Raw genomic sequence first — 16,515 nt, 5'->3', positions numbered from 1 at the left:
AAAAGAATGTAAACGCAAAAAAGCCCACCATAAAATCGGTTTCCATGCCATACGCATGTACCGTTTTACAGTGGGCTGATAACTGAGCATTTTCTCATACTAGCCATCCATCCCGCTATAGACAAAATGGAAGAACAGGATGTCTAGTCAATTATGATTAACTGGCATCAATGAACTTTCCATACTCTATAAACCTTTTATATATTATCATGAAATAATAAATTTGTGAACTTTTTATGAACGTTGTAAAGAAAAAGAATCAGGTTCATTATTTTCCTAACTCCATTCGTTAGACCTTTATTTCTTTTTTTCATCCGTATTTAAATAATTAGTACGATATTGATCATCTATAGTTGAATATACATATCCTACACCTAAAGCAAGAGCACCAAAAAGAGAACCGAAAATGTAACCCCATTTATGATAGCCTAGTACAAAACCAGCAATGGTTAATATCAATGAAAGTAGTAATAGATAGAAAAATAGTTTCCCCATGAAGACCCGTCCTCCTCTTTCATTTAGTAAATATACAGCAGTTTTTTGAATAAGTTTCAAAATATTACAACAAATAGAAATATATGTTAAAATTTTAAAAATAGCATTTATGTAGTTATACATGATTTTGTTAAAGAAATGAGGGGATTTTTTGAGTCAAGAAACACCAACAACCTACACTCCACCTAAGCATATTGTTTCCGCAGCCACGATTGTCCTCAATGACCAAAATGAAATTCTATTAATTAAGGGACCTAGGAGAGGATGGGAAATGCCAGGTGGACAGGTTGAAGAAGGCGAATCTTTGAAAGATGCTGCCATAAGGGAAACAAAAGAAGAAACAGGCATTGATATTGAAATCATCCATTTTTGTGGAATCTTCCAAAACGTGAATCGTTCTATATGTAATACACTGTTCTTAGCTAAGCCAATCGGAGGCCAGTTAACGACTTCCCCAGAAAGTTTGGAAGTAGAATTCTATCCGATTGAACAGGCACTAGAAATGGTCACTTATGGGAATTTCAGACAAAGAATTGAGTATTGCTTAGACCGAAGCAAACAACCATTTTATATCGATTTTTAAAAGGTTGAACACTTCATAAATTAAAAAGTCGTTAAGCTCAGAGTGGTTTATCTCTGAGCTTTTTACTAATCCACACCTTAAAAGCACTAACGTAAATCTATTAAATCATAGACCTATTTTTTTTATAAAATAATACGCCCCCTACTATCAACATGATGATACCAATTGGCATAGCCTTTGCCTGGTAAGCACTCATAACGATTAGTTCCCAAAAATTGCTCGGGCCTGAATTTTCTGATAAATCATTAAACGGATAATCAATGAAAAATGGTATAGAGCCAAGAATGGTGATTATCATTCCTAATAGTAAAAAAATAAGTCCTAGTTTTTTGATAAAAATTCCTCCATCAAATTTAGTATAAAGGTACCTCCATTGGTGGTACCTTGGTTAGCAGATTCAATCAATCTATGGCCAAATTATACAAGCATTTCCTTACCGTATTCTCACACTATAATACCTCATGCCTTTTGGGACACCTTTTATGTCAAAAATTCCCTTATACACTAAGTTTCTCAACCGATATTCTAAAAAAGCGTCACTTACCTTACTTCCGATTTGAGCAAACACTTCGCCTATAATCCTGCCCGCTTTAATAAAATCCTTTTCACTTTGTTTGGCATGAATTTTTTGGGCAGTACGAATGATGAGTTCATCAAAACTATCTTCCGTTGCAGCAATGATTTTGTTATTTTCCCAAATCCGGACTATATCTTCAGAATGCGAAAGCTCAACCCATTCTTCTTCAAATGTAATTTTTTCCTCCGTTGACAATGGCTGAGTGACTGTCTTTTGAAAAATCAAATTTAATTTTTCAGGGTGAACTTCACCTGTATGTACCTCTTCATAAAGTTCATTGGAATGGAACAAATCCTGATAGGATAAGGTCGTGTTGACGACGAAAACTTCATTTGGTTTTTCCTTTAGTAAATACATGAAATAACGGAGTCCTGTTTGTTCATTGGCATTTTCAGCCGTCCAAATGACAATGGGTAAATGTTCTGGAATTGACTCTATTTCGGCAAGTGTTTTTAAAAATCTTTTTTGGTACTCTTCTTCAAAGTAATCATTGTGATAAGTTAAATGATCCTGTAACCATTCATGCCTATGTTTTTGTCCAACCTCTTTATGAAGCTCCCAAATCGGTCCTTCCGCAAAGAAATCTGGAAAACCAATTACCCTATTTTCACGATCCAGCCCTACTTTTAAAGAACCCGCTTGAGATTCTCCACATACCAAATGGACCGTTTTATATTCTCTTTCGAAATTTCTATTCATCGCTCCTTCAATGTTGTCGGATAAAAAGAATAATTTTTCCAACATTTTCTCTTGTGCTTCCGGAGCTGTTTTCATAAGTTTTATTTGATGCAGGATATGAAATAAAAAGCTTTTGGCCCGTTCCTCGCTTAATCCATTAATCGTTTTACGTAAATCATCCATCATTTTCACTACCTTCAAATCGCTATCGGACATACAATCCGTTATATATACCTATATGGCCAATTTTACCATTTTATAGGACACAGATTCCGTTATTTAGGAAAAATCAATAAAAAATCTCTTATTTTCTTGTAATAGCGGATCCTCTGTCCTATAAAGTCTACAAAATGGGCTATTTGTCACAAATAAAGGAACCTGTGTCCTTTCGGTTTCAAAAATAGCGCAGGTACCGTTCTCCAGAGCTTCCTAAAGACTGCTATGTACCAAATTAATTTCAAAATAAGGCTCTTCCTGGTTTGTCTCATCAAACCATTTCGTCCCTTTATATTCAAAGCCAATTTTTTCTAAGATTTTTAATGAACCAGAATTTTTGGGATCAGCTGATGCGTATATCTTGAATACTTGAGGATTTTTTTTTGCAAAATCAATACATGCGGATGCAGCTTCTGTAGCGTAACCTTTTCCCCATGCGCTTTTAGCATAATGGTAAATCAATTCAACAGATTCCAGAGTTGTTTGTACATTAAATCCAGCTGCCCCAATAACTCTTCCCGACTGCTTTTCTACTACCGCATAAACCGATAGACCTTTTGTCTGGTGACATGCTGCATAGGATGCTAGTACTTTCTGAAGATGCTCGTGAGGCAAAGAACCGAGACAATGCTCCATCACTTCTTGATCTCCCCAGAATGTCTTTGCATCCTCCACATCTATTTCATCAAAAACCCTCAACACAAGCCGTTCCGTTACCGCAATCACTTCCATATGTAATCCCCCTTTTTTCTCTTTGTTTTGGATTCGATATTCACGGGGTAAATTCCTTCTTTTGCCAATTGCTCACCATCTCTGTCTGAAAATTTTAACCAAACCGCTTTCACCAACGATTTTTAAAAATATATGAAAAAAAGATTAATCATTGTTAAGATTTAATCATCCATGTGTTTCAAGCATTCTATTTGATTCTAAGTACATTCTTTTCCCATTTGCATAGGATATTTTTATAACCTGTGAAAGGATTGAGAAATATGTACTATACCCCTCCTAATTATTATCAATATCCTTATTATGTGAATGCTCCTATGCAGAACTATGGCAACCAGTATGGCAACTGGACTTATCCTAATCCAAACGTTCATACAAGTAGATACGATTCCCATTACTATCCCAACAATGATAGTAGAGTAACGTTGAAAGATTATGGGAAACAACCATTTGTAGTAAATATCAATTCGGCAACAAAGCAAAACAAGACGTATCGTACGGCCTTATGGACAGGAACACATTTACAAACTACGTTGATGAGTCTTAAGGCTGGCGAAGATATTGGTTTGGAAATGCATCCTGATGTAGATCAATTCTTACGGATTGAGCAAGGTCAGGGAATTGTTCAAATGGGTAAGACAAAAGAAAATTTAGATTTCAAACGGAAGGTCTTTGATGATTTCGCGATTTTCATCCCAGCCGGAACATGGCATAATTTAACAAATACAGGAAATACGCCGTTAAAACTTTATTCGATCTATGCTCCACCTAACCATCCATTTGGTACGGTTCATGTGACCAAAGCAGAAGCAATGGCTGCGGAAAGAAATTTAGGTCGCACCGTTGTTGCTGGCAAAACACCAGATGAATGGATCAAGCACACCGAATTTTTGGTGAAAGAAGGACTAGAGGACGTCAAAAGAGGAATTAATGCTAAACACATTCTTCAAGAATTTATTCTTATGGGAGTTCTAGTTGGGAAAGGCTACTCTCCAGAAAATGCCTATAAAACGGTAGAGGAATGGGAACGTACAGGCGAATCCAAACTTCTTCAACAAAGCAAAAAACTGTAAAAATAAGTCCAAAATGAAAAAAGAAGTAATCACCTCTCTCCTAACATAGAAAGGCGCATTACTTCTTTTTTATATGAAAAATTTTTCTTCATAAACTTCCCCTATTAAAAAGAAACGTGACCCTCCCTCATTCAAGAGCTTTTTTGGATTTGTTTATATAAATATTGATAAGACTTTGACTCCTCTTCCATTCCTAATTCATGATATAGCTTCGTCAGCCATCCTATCGGGCGTGGATTCGTTGGATTGAGTTCTTCATCCCAAAGGAAACAATCTAAAGCTTTCGGAAGTTGATGTAGTTGGTAGTATAGTTCCCCAAGGATATGCTGTTGGTCCGGTTCCTCCCTTATTTCATACATCGCTTTTACGGTATTAATAAAGGGTAATGGATGATGCAGTATTGGCGTCAACCAATGATAAATATTTTTGATATCAAATTGTTCTAAAAGTTTTGGAGTTAAGACATTCAATATCTGTTCCAGCTGTTGGCTATCTGCATGAATCAAAATATCAGCTGTGAATTCCTTTAGATTGATGGAATTTACGTTTTTTATAGTGAGCAATACTTGATGCATTTGATTAGATGGTAAAGGTATTTTTTCTTTTGCCATGAATGCAAATGCGTCTTCATAATCCTCTAAAGCTATTAAATGGGAAAGTATATGTTGATGAATCCATTCTTTATTTTTTAAAGGAATGGATGGATGGTAAAACGATTCAAGAATGGATCTCGTTTCGATTTCCGAAAAATGAGTTGTGAGGGTTTCGATAAGACCGTTAAAATTTAATTTAAAGTCTTCAGGATTCGAGGATAATCGATGACAATAAAGTGCCAAGGATTCAAGAATTCGGGATTCTTCGCGTAGTTTCTTTTGGAGAAGGTTATATGCTTTTACGGAGTTTAGTTGTACATAAAGCTGATTTTCCGTATGAAGAGGATCCATTTCGAGTTCAGATTGATAATTGAGGCTATATTGTTCATAATCTTGGCGAGTCATAACGGATTTATCCCATATATGATTCGGATAGTTTTCCACCATTATTTTTTGAATACCTACTGACTGAAGGTAATTGTATGTTTCTTTGGATTGTACCACCATTTGGTTTAAAACGGATAGGATTTTGTCTTTTTTAATATAAGAATCAAAAATGGTGAGGATATGTGCTGCTTCTACTTTGTCGTTGTTTTTATTGATATTCTTCCAGGTCATATTAAATGTGGGGAATTTTTGAATGGAGTTGAGGCTTACTAACATATTGATGATCGGATGTGGTGAGGGTAAATAGATGCCTTTTGATACTATCTGTTTAAGCGTTGATTTTCGTTTCATTTTGCTGGTCATTTTACCAGTTAGAAATTGGTTTTTATAAAAGAATAGATAATAACATTCATCCTTATTGATCGTGAAGGTTTCCAAAACCTGAAATCCTTGATAAAGGTAGATACCCTGTATATCTAACTCTACTTGTTTAAGATTTTCATTCCATGTCATCACTGTTTCATTTCCCATTACGATCAATCCCTTCAAAAAATCTATATTTACATTATACCATATCTTAAAATTAGCGTTCCCTTTTTGGGAAAAGTTATCAATGAATCACAGGGACGGTTCTTATGCTTCTTGGTCATAATATACCATGAAGCAAGAGAACCGTCCCTGTGCATTATTTTACAATGGTCAATTTTTGACCAATATAGAGGGGTTGATTGATGTCGAGGTTGTTGGCTTTTAGGATGGAGTCGATGGTGACGCCAAATTTCTGGGAAATCTTCCAGAGGGTGTCTCCGGCGACAACGGTGTAAACCGTATAGGTTACCGTTGGCAATGTGATAATAAATTTTGCGACATAGCCTTGGTCGGAATAAATCGTGTCTTTCTTGTATTCTATTAAATACCAGTCTCCGAAAGAGGAAATGATTTTAATATCAGTATTCATTGGGAGCACTATTTTGGAACCATACTGCGTTCCAGGATTTGTTCTAACATTGGCATTGGTTCTTGTTGTGGCATTTTCGATGGCTAGAATCTCCTGATTGGAAGGTACACTAATTAACGGCTTAAAGATATACCCTTTCAGTACCGTGCTGATAACCCCGTACTCCACCTGATACCAATCACCTGTTTCCCCTGTAATAACAATTTCTGAACCAGCTGGGATGGTGGTCACGATAGCAACCGTTGTACTTGGCGTGGATCTCATGTTTGAATTTTTCAACGTTAAACCGAAGCCATCCGTAACCTGAATAATTTTGTCACGAGCTGTGTAGAGATTCTGATTACCGGCTAAATCGGTAATCTTGACAACTAGATAGTAATTTCCGCGAGTCACGTTGAAGCCCCGAGTATTTTTACCATCCCAATAAAAATTAGCTGTACCCTTCAAGTAACGACCTGACCAATTGCGAACAGCAAAGCCACTTTCATCAACGATGGTTACCTCCATATCGGCCGTTTCGCTTAGAGTAATCGGAATGATAACTTGTTTCTGCCCTTGTTGTTCAGTCAGCTGGCTGACGGCAGGTAAATCAATTGTGGCTGTAGGATTCACCGTATCGACTTGTGTCGCCTTTGGGACGGCATACGTATAAAGAATTTGGTTAGACTCTGTCACAAAAATTGTGTCTTGGATGACACCGATTGGCCTTACACCGGCTCCACCAGTAGGAGTCGAGAGCTGAAGCGTTGAAAAAATCAACTGACCATTTGCGGTATTAAAAAATTTAAGTTTATTGTTATTTCCCAAGATGATTTTGTCAGATGCTACGACCATTCCGCTTGAACCCGTAATCGTCTGAAGTCCACCAGCTACAAACTGATCGGCATACATCGTCTTCCATTTTTGAACACCTGTATTGATATCAACCGCCATGATATTGGTTTCATCTAAAACAATGAGTGAATCATTTGTTGCCGACATTGGCTGAGTATAATAGCCAGTTGGAGTAAATCTCCATAGTGTTCTTCCGCTAGCTGCTTCCATAGCATAAATGATTCTTGTCGATGTTTTCGTTTCAAAGAAAAGCTTTTCGTCCTTATACACTGGTGCTCCGTAGATGGGTAAACTGGATGGAAGGTCGAAGGTCCAGAGAACTTGACTAGTTGCGGCATTAAAGGCATATATTTTGGAAGTCATTTTGACAGGGTTCCGTATATTTGCATACAATCGGTTACCCCCTGCCGCTAACACTCCTTCCAATTGCTCCTGAGTTTTAAGCGGATACGTCCATTTCCTCTGACCTGTTTTGGCATCTATAGCTGCAATTGCATTTAATCCCTCGGCTGTTCTCGTGTAAAGATACAAGATATCTTGATCGATAAGTAACCGATTGGCAAAGCTATCGGCTACCCAAAGAGTTTGTGGAGCCGAGCCCGTATCACGAATCGCATAAATATTCGTCATCGTCGAAGCGTAAATGACACCGTCTTTTGCGATTAAATCAAGGAAGGCTTCTTGATTAGGTGTGGAGAACGTCCATTTTACGTTATACGTATCCAAGTCTGTTGCAGAAAGAATTTTTTTCGATATTCGTTCTACGGAGTATAGTTGATTGGAATTCACACTGAACAGGGAAGACGCATTTTCAAATGGATCTTTCTTTAACGTTAACTCCACCGGGACGGTAGCGGTCGAATACTTGGTATTGGCTTGGTCGGCTAAATGCATTTCCCAGTTTTGCGCATCTGCTCTTACCTCTTGATTCCTACTCTGTCCATCAAGATCTGCTAGCTTTTGACGTAATTGTTGGTTATGTTCCTTTAATTGATGATAATCACTTGTAATATGATAACTTCTTTTTGCTTCATCCCACGTTACATTAGCTCCTACTCTGCTAAACTCAGACATTGGCACATAATAGGATGGGTACGGAGCGTTTTCCGTTCGGACTTGTAAAACAGGATTGGCCCCTGTATTAATATCCACTCCATTCACATAAATAGGATGATTGGCAATATAGGTCTGAACTGTTTCAGGTGCATAAGGTCTATAGGTTTGGTAATTGTTCATTCTATAGTAATGATTAAAGTACATAGGTATATATCACACCTCCATTTTTCACCCTATCATTTTATGCATAGGTGCCTAGATGGTGCCGAGGGACAATTATGGTCAAGGTTCGACCCGCTCCCAATGTTCTTTTATGCTAAATACAAGAACGGTATTTGTGTATCATTTCCACCGAAATTTTCGCACAAAAACCTCCCAATTTTCCACAAAAACACCCACTGTTCCATTAATTGAATCTGTTTTATATATGACAAACTCTTTACTTTATTTGGAATGATGATTATAATTTTAATAGATATTCATATACTAAAAAAAGAGTCCCAGCCGTAACTGGGAACTCTTTATACAGCTAACTGCAAGAAGTGCAGTGGCCAGTTAGGAGAGAAATAATCCACCTACTTTGCCGAGCGGGGTGGGTTATTTCTTTTTACAAGAAGAAATACCAACTGCTATTACTGCAACGATTAAACTAGCAAAACCAATCATAAGACTGATTCCCTCGTAAACAGTAAACATCAGCGTCACCTCCCTTCTAAAGGAAGTGCCACTGCCCACCCAGCTTTTAACTGTACCACTAAATTATACCATATAACCCCATGCGCGAACATATATTCCTATACAAAAATAAAGCAATAGTACTTCTGCTAATAAATTGGAACAAAACAAGTATGAGACCCGTTCCAATATTCTTTTTTTGCAAAAAAAAGCAAGGAAACGCTCCCTTCTCCCTTAACTTAAGAGAACCGTTTCCTTGCTTCTATTTTGAAGGTAATTCCTTTCCAATTCCAAAGCAGAGATTGGTTTGGAAAAGATGTATCCTTGTACATGGTGACATTGATAGTTAGCAAGAGCCTGTAATTGATAGTCATGCTCTACTCCTTCAGCTACGATGTCGAGATTCAGGTTAGAGGCAATATCAATAATACCTTTTACTAAGGAATGGTCTTCATCCACTGTAATATCATCAATAAAGGTCTTATCAATTTTCAGTGTATTGATAGGGAGATTTTTTAATACATGTAACGAAGAGTATCCTGTCCCAAAATCATCTAAAGCGATTTTAACACCTAATTTTCTTAAGCCTCTTAGCACTTCTTTCGATTCTTGGACATTTTGCATAATACTCTCGGTAATTTCCAGCTCAAGTAGCTCAGGACTCAGCCCCGTTTCTACTAAAATTCTTTCTACCGTTTTGACTAAATTACTATTCTTCATTTGCTGCACGGAGACATTAACCGACATGCACAGTGATTGGAATCCCTTCTCTTGCCATCGTTTATTCTGCAAACAAGCCTGTTTTAAAACCCATTCACCAATACTTACAATTAACCCTGTATCTTCGGCTATCGGAATAAACTCTGCTGGAGAAATCGGGCCTAATTCGATACTATTCCAACGCAAGAGCGCCTCCATACCTGTCATTTCTCTCGTCATGACATGAAACTTTGGCTGATAGAGTAACGTTAGTTCATTTCTTCCTATCGCTTTTCGTAATTCATTTTCAAGAATCATCTTCCTCGTTAAAATTTGATTTAACTCCGAATCGTAAAATTGATAGTTATTTCTCCCTTTTCCTTTAGCAGTATACATCGCTGCATCGGCTGCTTTAAAAAGTGCATCACCGTCATTTGCATTATCTGGAAATGAACTAATCCCCACGCTAGGAGTAATCAAAATTTCATGTTGATGAATCGTAAACGTTCTATTAATCGCGAACATAATTTGATTAGCCGTTGCCATGCATTTTTCCTTTGTAGCGTCCTCTAGTAACACCACGAATTCGTCACCGCCAAGCCTATAAATACGGCAATCCTTACCTAACGAATTCCTCAGACGACGGGCCGTTACCTTTAAAACAACATCACCCACCAAGTGTCCTAATGTATCGTTTATCATTTTAAAACGATCTAAGTCGATTAATAATACAGCCAAAGTTCCATTAGCGTTTTTCGCCCTTGTAATCGCAGCCTCTAAATCGATCTTAAAACTACTTCTGTTCAATAAACCAGTCAGTTCGTCTCGGTAGGCAAGGTCATAGTATTCAAGCACCAGTTTTTTATTTTTAGAAATAATGAACAGCTGCCGCCCAATGGTCATGATAAAGACAAGTCCTACTCCCACACTAAGAGCATTGATCTTCCATTGAAAGCTTCCATACGTTAACACAATTAACACGACCGAACTAATATAAGAAAAGATCGATTCTTTTTCATCCACGGTATCTTTGACTTCACTAATGCTCTGATGATTTCTAGTTGCGATTAAGCCAGCAAAGCCAATTAATAATAAGGAGCCCACCCATAATGGCTCTATAAATAACTGATAGTAGTCTTTATTCGTTTTCATCATCGCTGTAATGGAATCTCCAAAAACTTGCAAATAAAAGGCACCAAGGAAACATAACATCATCGTTCGGTCCTTACTCTGCCTTAAAAGGTAGTAAAGGAACGTGGTCACGAATAGGATACTAATATCCACAACCGGATAAAATAAGCCAATCAACAGGAATTGAACCGGGTTCTCTTCTGTTGCAAGATATGGACTTACCAAGTAATGAATACTTATTGCTAAAATGACAACTATAAAAATGATTGTATTAAATAAATAAGGATTGGTTAGTATAGATGAATGGCTTATCAGTCTCATTTTATAAAAAAGGGCAATGAGAAAGAAAAAATAAGCTAATAGCCAAAATAAATAAGAACTATCAGGTGCTTTATAAATGCCGTTCGCTATGGCATCCAAAAACCAAATACCATTTCCTATCATATGTAGGATTAAGCCTATACTGAAAAGGAGCCAGATATATTTTTCCTTCCCCTTTTTCCATCGATAGGTTTTAAAAGTCCAAGTAAAACTCAAGGAACCTACGATAATGGGAAACAGACTTGTCCCTATCACACTCAAAAATTCAAAATCTTGAAGGATGATATTCCATAAATATACAAAAGATACTGTTGATATAAATAGAATCATCGCTGCCTTCTTTGTTAGTATCATTCATATCCCTCACCATCAAGGAGTGCCTACTGCTGAAATTTTTATTTTTAAAAATTATACAAGCTGTTTACTATCAGAGTTATACTCTATCAATAGATTACTAGGCTGTGATGATAGAATCATATCAAATGCTCCCCTAGAAGTATGAACAGAGAACTGAACGGACTTTCCAGTCACTGCTGCATTTTCACATACTTCTTGCGGCTTCATATTTAGCTCTATTCCCCAATTTGACATGTTTACTAAATAAATCCCATTATTTAGGTTTAAAAATTCACTCACCGATGCTTTGGAAAGCTCATCTATTTCCGTTAATTCTTCTTCCGCATATTTGGAAGCGATATATAGGAATAATTCCTTATTCATAGACATGGCTGTGAAAAGAGGAGTTTCTCCTACTATTTCCTGATGTACTAACATATTTCCATGTTGGTCATTTCGATTTTCAGACAGCTCTATATAAACTTGATCATCGATAAATCGAATCATATTTTTAGAAAAAAGAGTTAAATATCTTCCATATGAATCTTTATCTACCGAATCTAATCCATTAAGAATATTTTCAACAAATGCTTCCATATTACCGTTTTTCATCGATTCAAATTGATCATCTGAAAGGCTGTACTCTTTTTTAAAATCATTTAAGGCTGCCGCAAATTGTTCAATGGTCATATATTCACGATCCACAAGGGCTTGAGCTAAGAAAAGGTGATTTTGCTTTTGTTTGGAAACAAGCGATTCTACCTGATCACCCGTTAAGTATCCTAACTCTACTGCTATTTCACCAAAACGTTTATCTATCTGTTTTTGTTTTTCATGAACCGCTTCTACTTGTAATGGTGTCAGAAGCCCCTCATCTACCGCCAATACCCCAAATTTCACATGAACAGATTGTTGGTATTCTAATGCATCGGTTAGTTGTTCTCTAGTGATGAGTTCATGATTAAGTAAATATTGACCAAAGTATTGACTAAACATTTACTGTTCCCTCCTTCAATACTTTATCAATCAAATTCGTAACCGCTTCGAGCGTAATCGGCTTTTGAATAAAATCAAAGGCTCCATGTTCTAACGATTTTTTAAGCAGTTCATTTGTACCCGCAGAAGAAGCCATAACGACCTTCGTATTCGCATTGAACTCCATTATTTCTTTTAATGCTTCTATTCCATCTTTATCTGGCATTACAATATCCATAAAGATAACATCAGGGTTATTTAGTTTTACTAACTCCACGGCTTCATTGCCATTTGCAGCCTCGAAAATTTCTTTACATTTACACTTTTCTAATGTTGTTCTTAACTTTTTTCGAATTAAAACAGAATCATCACAAATTAACACTCTTAGTTGGTTGTCCACCTTTAAACACTCCTCATTTTTTCATGTTTGCTATATAGTTCTACAGACCCACTCCTAACTCCTTTTAAACAGATTGTAAAATTCGACAAAAATTGAATATTCCGAAATAATTTGAGCGAAATTCGTAAGAAATGTACGATAATCGACACCTCCTAAGAGTAAATATGATTGAAATATACCAAGCCATTTTGTATCGGACATTGGTTCCGTTATTTATCGAAAAAAGGCTATTTTATGAGTTCTAAAGGACACCGGTTCCGTTATTAGGTTAAAATCGAGCTATTTGGCATGCTTTTTAAGCCCATAGCGTACCTGTTGTCCGATAACACCTTCAAAATAGCTGTTTTTATTAAAATAACAGATCCTATGTCCTATATACTCGGCGTGGAGTCCACAAAAAAAAGCTTGGATTCCCCAAGCATTTTCCCTATTACTGAATCACCAAATTCCCAACATATTGAGCACTACCTGCGGAATTAGTAAATTCAACCTCCAATACATAATTACCTTTTGTATCCGGGAACTGAAATTCATTTGAATCGTTTAATTCAAGTTCGATTCGTTTGTCATCTTTTATTAGTGCCACCGTTATCGTTGGATCAGTCCAAATATCTCCACCATTATCTTCGTTCTCTTTCATTTCCAAAGCTACCTTTTGATTTGAAAACACCTTTATTTCATCTAGTGATGATGCGTATTCTTCTATATCTTCTATTGTTCGTTGTACATCCTCACTTGCGGTTTTCCACCTGATATTTGCTTCTGTTAAAGGAATAGATGCTAGATCGAAATTCAAATGTGCAGTTGGAACTCCGACATCGTAATCTTCAGCAAAACATCCTGTTAAGGTAACATTCAATAAAACTACAAATATTTTTAAAAACAACTTCATTTTGTACCACCTAATTTTATAGTTATGAATCTATTCGAACATCCTAACCTGTATGAAGTAAATTTTTTCCTATTTTTATTTTAACATAAAATGACAATTATCTATGGTATTTTCAATCATTGCTTAACCAGAACGAAACGGTTCTTCTTCAAAAAATAAAAGCAAGAGAACCACACCCCCTTGCTTCACCTGCCACTTCTTCTCGACTGATGGATACCTTTTTTTATTTCTTTTTCAAGTCGCTGCATAAATTTATCAATCGAACGATTGGCTTTTCCTTCTATTAACTGATTCGCTGCTAACGCCACTGAACCGGTTAGTTCGATATCCGCGTTCATCGAAAGTTTCGTTGCTCCTTGAGATTCATTTAGCAACAATTCTGCTTTCCCATGTATTTCGCCTATTTTCCCTTTTCCTTTTACATGATAATAAGAAGGCATGTTTTCTTTGATTCGACGTATTTCTAGGTTAAAAACGTCATTTAAGGGACCCAGTTGGACATTGATTTCAGCATGATAGACTCCGTTTGCTGTTTGCTCAAACATTTTACAACCTGTAATCGATTTTTGAAGAACCTTTTCATTCTTTAACCACTTCCAAACCAAATTGCGTGGCAATCCAATGGTATAAACGTATTCGAATTTCAACCTTCTCCCTCCTATTTAGTTGGAAAAGTTTAAGTGATTCCCTGTTTCAATTATTTCTATTTCAAATCTTTCGTTTTTAGAAGAACATGATGAAAAAAGAGCCCCAGTTGTAGCTGGAACTCTTTACTATAAGAGGAACTTTCCGAGTGGTGTGGTTCAGAGTTATTCCTTTGCTGCTTATTTAACTTTAATCCGTACTTCCTCTTTTGATTGTATCGTAGCTGGATAATCGATTAGCTTTAATTTTATTGGTTCTTGTACCTCCGTTGCGGTATACGGTACGGAATATAAAATAAAGTGATCACTTGATGAAAAGCTCATCCCCATTGACCCCATTATGTTTTGCCCCTCAATAGGATCGAGAGTATTAAATATCTCCTTCTTAAATGCAAATGGCTTTTCATTTAACTTTATTTGAAGCTCCTCATTTCTCATTACCACTTCAGTTATTTTCCCATCCTTTGGTGACACTAGAACTTTTTCCTTCTCTGGATCTATGACGACCCATAATTCATCCTTTTCTAAGGCACGTATGGTGTTAAAGGTTAAGTAAAGTTCCTTTGGCTTTTTAAAATAATGACTTTCCAGATAAAAGATAGCCTCATTTTCACTAATTTGTTCTGTTTCTAATGGAGTAGGATTCCATTTTTCGCCGTTTTCATCCACTAATTGAAGATCATTAAAACCAAAAATCTTTTTGCTATTCGCAGAATTGTACGTAACATGAACGGCTGTTACTGTAGGGTACATAGTGATTTCCTTTATCATGATCTCTTGGCCATCCACGACCACTTTTTTATCTAGTTTGACTTCTTCTTTTTCTAAAAATTTATCTTTATCCAGTATAACTGGAAAATTCCATTCCTTTTCTAGAACTTCACCAGAACCCAGTCTAAACGTAAACGAAAGAATAAGATTTTCAGGTAATTGGATTTCAGAAGATAGAGGAAATTTTATTTCCAAAAGAGATTCCTTGTTTTTAGTCCAAAGGGTCCCCTGTTTCATTTGAAATGGAAGTTTTTCGCCTTCACTATTTTTTAAAATGATGTCTTTGGGAAAAATATCTAGATTTTGATCTTCTGCTTCATACTTATAAAAAGCAATTAGATTTTTTTCATCATGAATGACAGAATCCAAACTTACTTTTAATCCATCATGGGAATCTACTATTCCAACTTTTTGTATGTAGTCATGGTCAACGGCTGCTACTAAACCTTTATCCTTTCGAATCACCTCTACCACTTTTTCGATTCCCGGTACATTTGATATAAACGCAGCCATTGTATCTGAAACTTTTACGGAGCCTACTAAACCTAAAAATACAATGCTAGCTGTTAAAAAAACCTTAGCCATTTGACGATTTCTCTTTTTGATTTTACCCGCTCTCCGAATACCATCCATAATCGCCTGATCACCAAAATCGCTTGGTATCTGTAAATCTTGATAGAGATGATTTAACTTTTCTAGTTCCTTTTCTTCTTTTTCAAACATTCAGTTCACCCTCTCTTCCAATTGCAATTGAAGTGCTCTAAGGCCTTTATATAACCATGTTTTGATTGTACTTTCAGGACTTTCCAAAATTTGTGCAATATCCTTAATTTTTAAATCATGGAAATACTTTAAGATAATGACTTCCCGAAGACGTAAATCAATCTTATTTAAAGCCTCTTGAATTTCGAGTGATTGCCCTACATTATCCTTTACTATGAGATTTTCGAACTGGTCTGTCATCTTGATATTTCTTCTTTTTCGACATTCATCATAACAGTAGTTGAGCATGATACGGATAAGCCAAGTAGACAAGTATTCCGTATGTTTTACTTTATGAATGGAACGATAAGCTCTAAAAGTGACTTCCTGCAATGCTTCTAATGCATCATTCTCATTTCGCAAATAGGTGAAAGCTATTTTTAATAAACGAACTTTATGAATTTGCATCAGTTCATAAAAGGATTGATCATCTCCTTTTTGTGCTTTTTTCATTAGTTTCGACACGTCCAAGAACCATTTCCCCCTTTCTCTTTTCTAAACGTTAGACATGGATCATTCTAAAAAAGTTTTAAATCTTTCATTATCTTTTAAAACAAAGAAAAGAGACCGCTGTTCACGATCTCAATATGTACACAAAACCATTAAGCTATATATTTACCGTTTTATTATTTGATTCAACGTTAAATCGGTCGCCAAAGCATCATTAAAAACCTAGTTTTCTACCTATTTTACCATATAATTGATTTTTTTAGATTTTACCTAAGCAAGA

15 protein-coding genes are annotated in these 16,515 nt (G+C 36.2%); 2 read left to right on the top strand and 13 right to left on the bottom strand.

The features are described from left to right. Nucleotides 1–297: 297 nt before the first annotated feature. Complete coding sequence (locus tag ACSBPO_RS10445; RefSeq protein ID WP_442599986.1) at nucleotides 298–495, bottom strand: hypothetical protein; 198 nt, start codon at nucleotides 493–495, stop codon at nucleotides 298–300. Nucleotides 496–646: 151 nt separating this feature from the next. Between ACSBPO_RS10445 and ACSBPO_RS10440 the strand changes: the two genes are divergently transcribed. Then, nucleotides 647–1,078 carry an NUDIX hydrolase gene (locus tag ACSBPO_RS10440; protein ID WP_442599985.1) on the top strand — a complete coding sequence of 144 codons (432 nt, stop codon included), beginning with the start codon at nucleotides 647–649 and terminating at the stop codon, nucleotides 1,076–1,078. Nucleotides 1,079–1,511: 433 nt separating this feature from the next. On the opposite strand, the gene ACSBPO_RS10435 is transcribed toward ACSBPO_RS10440, so the two are convergent. Both ACSBPO_RS10435 and ACSBPO_RS10430 read right to left on the bottom strand, forming a co-directional pair. Next, the gene (locus tag ACSBPO_RS10435) at nucleotides 1,512–2,519 is read right to left on the bottom strand and encodes a DUF1835 domain-containing protein (RefSeq protein WP_442599984.1); all 1,008 of its coding nucleotides are present in this window, start codon (nucleotides 2,517–2,519) and stop codon (nucleotides 1,512–1,514) included. A gap of 243 nt (nucleotides 2,520–2,762) precedes the next feature. Further along, entirely contained in the window at nucleotides 2,763–3,281 is a 519-nt protein-coding gene (locus ACSBPO_RS10430; protein ID WP_442599983.1) for a GNAT family N-acetyltransferase, read from the bottom strand. A gap of 260 nt (nucleotides 3,282–3,541) precedes the next feature. Between ACSBPO_RS10430 and ACSBPO_RS10425 the strand changes: the two genes are divergently transcribed. Then, complete coding sequence (locus ACSBPO_RS10425) at nucleotides 3,542–4,351, top strand: cupin domain-containing protein (RefSeq protein WP_442599982.1); 810 nt, start codon at nucleotides 3,542–3,544, stop codon at nucleotides 4,349–4,351. Between the two features lie 131 nt (nucleotides 4,352–4,482). On the opposite strand, the gene ACSBPO_RS10420 is transcribed toward ACSBPO_RS10425, so the two are convergent. The 10 genes from ACSBPO_RS10420 to ACSBPO_RS10375 form a co-directional block, all read right to left on the bottom strand. Continuing rightward, on the bottom strand, nucleotides 4,483–5,862 hold the full coding sequence (locus ACSBPO_RS10420) for a hypothetical protein (protein ID WP_442599981.1): 1,380 nt from the start codon (nucleotides 5,860–5,862) through the stop codon (nucleotides 4,483–4,485). Nucleotides 5,863–6,016: 154 nt separating this feature from the next. After that, nucleotides 6,017–8,383 (bottom strand): outer membrane protein assembly factor BamB family protein, encoded by a 2,367-nt coding sequence (locus ACSBPO_RS10415; RefSeq protein WP_442599980.1) that lies wholly within the window; start codon nucleotides 8,381–8,383, stop codon nucleotides 6,017–6,019. 393 nt (nucleotides 8,384–8,776) lie between these two features. Then, nucleotides 8,777–8,875, bottom strand: coding sequence for a putative holin-like toxin (locus tag ACSBPO_RS10410; RefSeq protein WP_442599979.1), 99 nt, complete (start codon nucleotides 8,873–8,875; stop codon nucleotides 8,777–8,779). Between the two features lie 213 nt (nucleotides 8,876–9,088). Beyond that, on the bottom strand, nucleotides 9,089–11,359 hold the full coding sequence (locus ACSBPO_RS10405) for a putative bifunctional diguanylate cyclase/phosphodiesterase (RefSeq protein WP_442599978.1): 2,271 nt from the start codon (nucleotides 11,357–11,359) through the stop codon (nucleotides 9,089–9,091). Between the two features lie 54 nt (nucleotides 11,360–11,413). Then, nucleotides 11,414–12,337 (bottom strand): hypothetical protein, encoded by a 924-nt coding sequence (locus tag ACSBPO_RS10400; protein ID WP_442599977.1) that lies wholly within the window; start codon nucleotides 12,335–12,337, stop codon nucleotides 11,414–11,416. Continuing rightward, nucleotides 12,330–12,716, bottom strand: a complete 387-nt coding sequence (locus tag ACSBPO_RS10395; RefSeq protein WP_442599976.1) for a response regulator — start codon at nucleotides 12,714–12,716, stop codon at nucleotides 12,330–12,332. Before ACSBPO_RS10395 ends, ACSBPO_RS10400 begins: the two co-directional genes overlap by 8 nt. Before the next feature lie 430 nt (nucleotides 12,717–13,146). Continuing rightward, a complete protein-coding gene (locus ACSBPO_RS10390) occupies nucleotides 13,147–13,608 on the bottom strand; it encodes a hypothetical protein (protein WP_442599975.1) in 462 nt (153 codons plus the stop codon). A gap of 185 nt (nucleotides 13,609–13,793) precedes the next feature. Next, the gene (locus tag ACSBPO_RS10385; protein WP_442599974.1) at nucleotides 13,794–14,255 is read right to left on the bottom strand and encodes a CoxG family protein; all 462 of its coding nucleotides are present in this window, start codon (nucleotides 14,253–14,255) and stop codon (nucleotides 13,794–13,796) included. 177 nt (nucleotides 14,256–14,432) lie between these two features. Then, a complete protein-coding gene (locus ACSBPO_RS10380) occupies nucleotides 14,433–15,746 on the bottom strand; it encodes a DUF4179 domain-containing protein (protein WP_442599973.1) in 1,314 nt (437 codons plus the stop codon). Beyond that, nucleotides 15,747–16,250, bottom strand: coding sequence for a sigma-70 family RNA polymerase sigma factor (locus tag ACSBPO_RS10375; protein ID WP_442600345.1), 504 nt, complete (start codon nucleotides 16,248–16,250; stop codon nucleotides 15,747–15,749). Nucleotides 16,251–16,515: the final 265 nt, after the last annotated feature.

Origin of the sequence: Neobacillus sp. D3-1R (assembly GCF_052180215.1) — a bacterium.
Classification (GTDB): Bacteria; Bacillota; Bacilli; order Bacillales; family Cytobacillaceae; genus Pseudoneobacillus.
The sequence above is the reverse complement of the archived record's forward strand: the minus strand, read 5'-3'. Positions and strand labels throughout refer to the sequence as shown.

What these genes read in the sequence shown, in the direction of transcription:
- ACSBPO_RS10415 (WP_442599980.1), bottom strand. Translation starts at nt 8,383, where the DNA reads ATGTACTTTAATCATTACTATAGAATGAACAATTACCAAACCTATAGA.
- ACSBPO_RS10400 (WP_442599977.1), bottom strand. Translation starts at nt 12,337, where the DNA reads ATGTTTAGTCAATACTTTGGTCAATATTTACTTAATCATGAACTCATC.
- ACSBPO_RS10380 (WP_442599973.1), bottom strand. Translation starts at nt 15,746, where the DNA reads ATGTTTGAAAAAGAAGAAAAGGAACTAGAAAAGTTAAATCATCTCTAT.
- ACSBPO_RS10435 (WP_442599984.1), bottom strand. Translation starts at nt 2,519, where the DNA reads ATGATGGATGATTTACGTAAAACGATTAATGGATTAAGCGAGGAACGG.
- ACSBPO_RS10420 (WP_442599981.1), bottom strand. Translation starts at nt 5,862, where the DNA reads ATGGGAAATGAAACAGTGATGACATGGAATGAAAATCTTAAACAAGTA.
- ACSBPO_RS10405 (WP_442599978.1), bottom strand. Translation starts at nt 11,359, where the DNA reads ATGATACTAACAAAGAAGGCAGCGATGATTCTATTTATATCAACAGTA.
- ACSBPO_RS10445 (WP_442599986.1), bottom strand. Translation starts at nt 495, where the DNA reads ATGGGGAAACTATTTTTCTATCTATTACTACTTTCATTGATATTAACC.
- ACSBPO_RS10390 (WP_442599975.1), bottom strand. Translation starts at nt 13,608, where the DNA reads ATGAAGTTGTTTTTAAAAATATTTGTAGTTTTATTGAATGTTACCTTA.
- ACSBPO_RS10425 (WP_442599982.1), top strand. Translation starts at nt 3,542, where the DNA reads ATGTACTATACCCCTCCTAATTATTATCAATATCCTTATTATGTGAAT.
- ACSBPO_RS10430 (WP_442599983.1), bottom strand. Translation starts at nt 3,281, where the DNA reads ATGGAAGTGATTGCGGTAACGGAACGGCTTGTGTTGAGGGTTTTTGAT.
- ACSBPO_RS10410 (WP_442599979.1), bottom strand. Translation starts at nt 8,875, where the DNA reads ATGTTTACTGTTTACGAGGGAATCAGTCTTATGATTGGTTTTGCTAGT.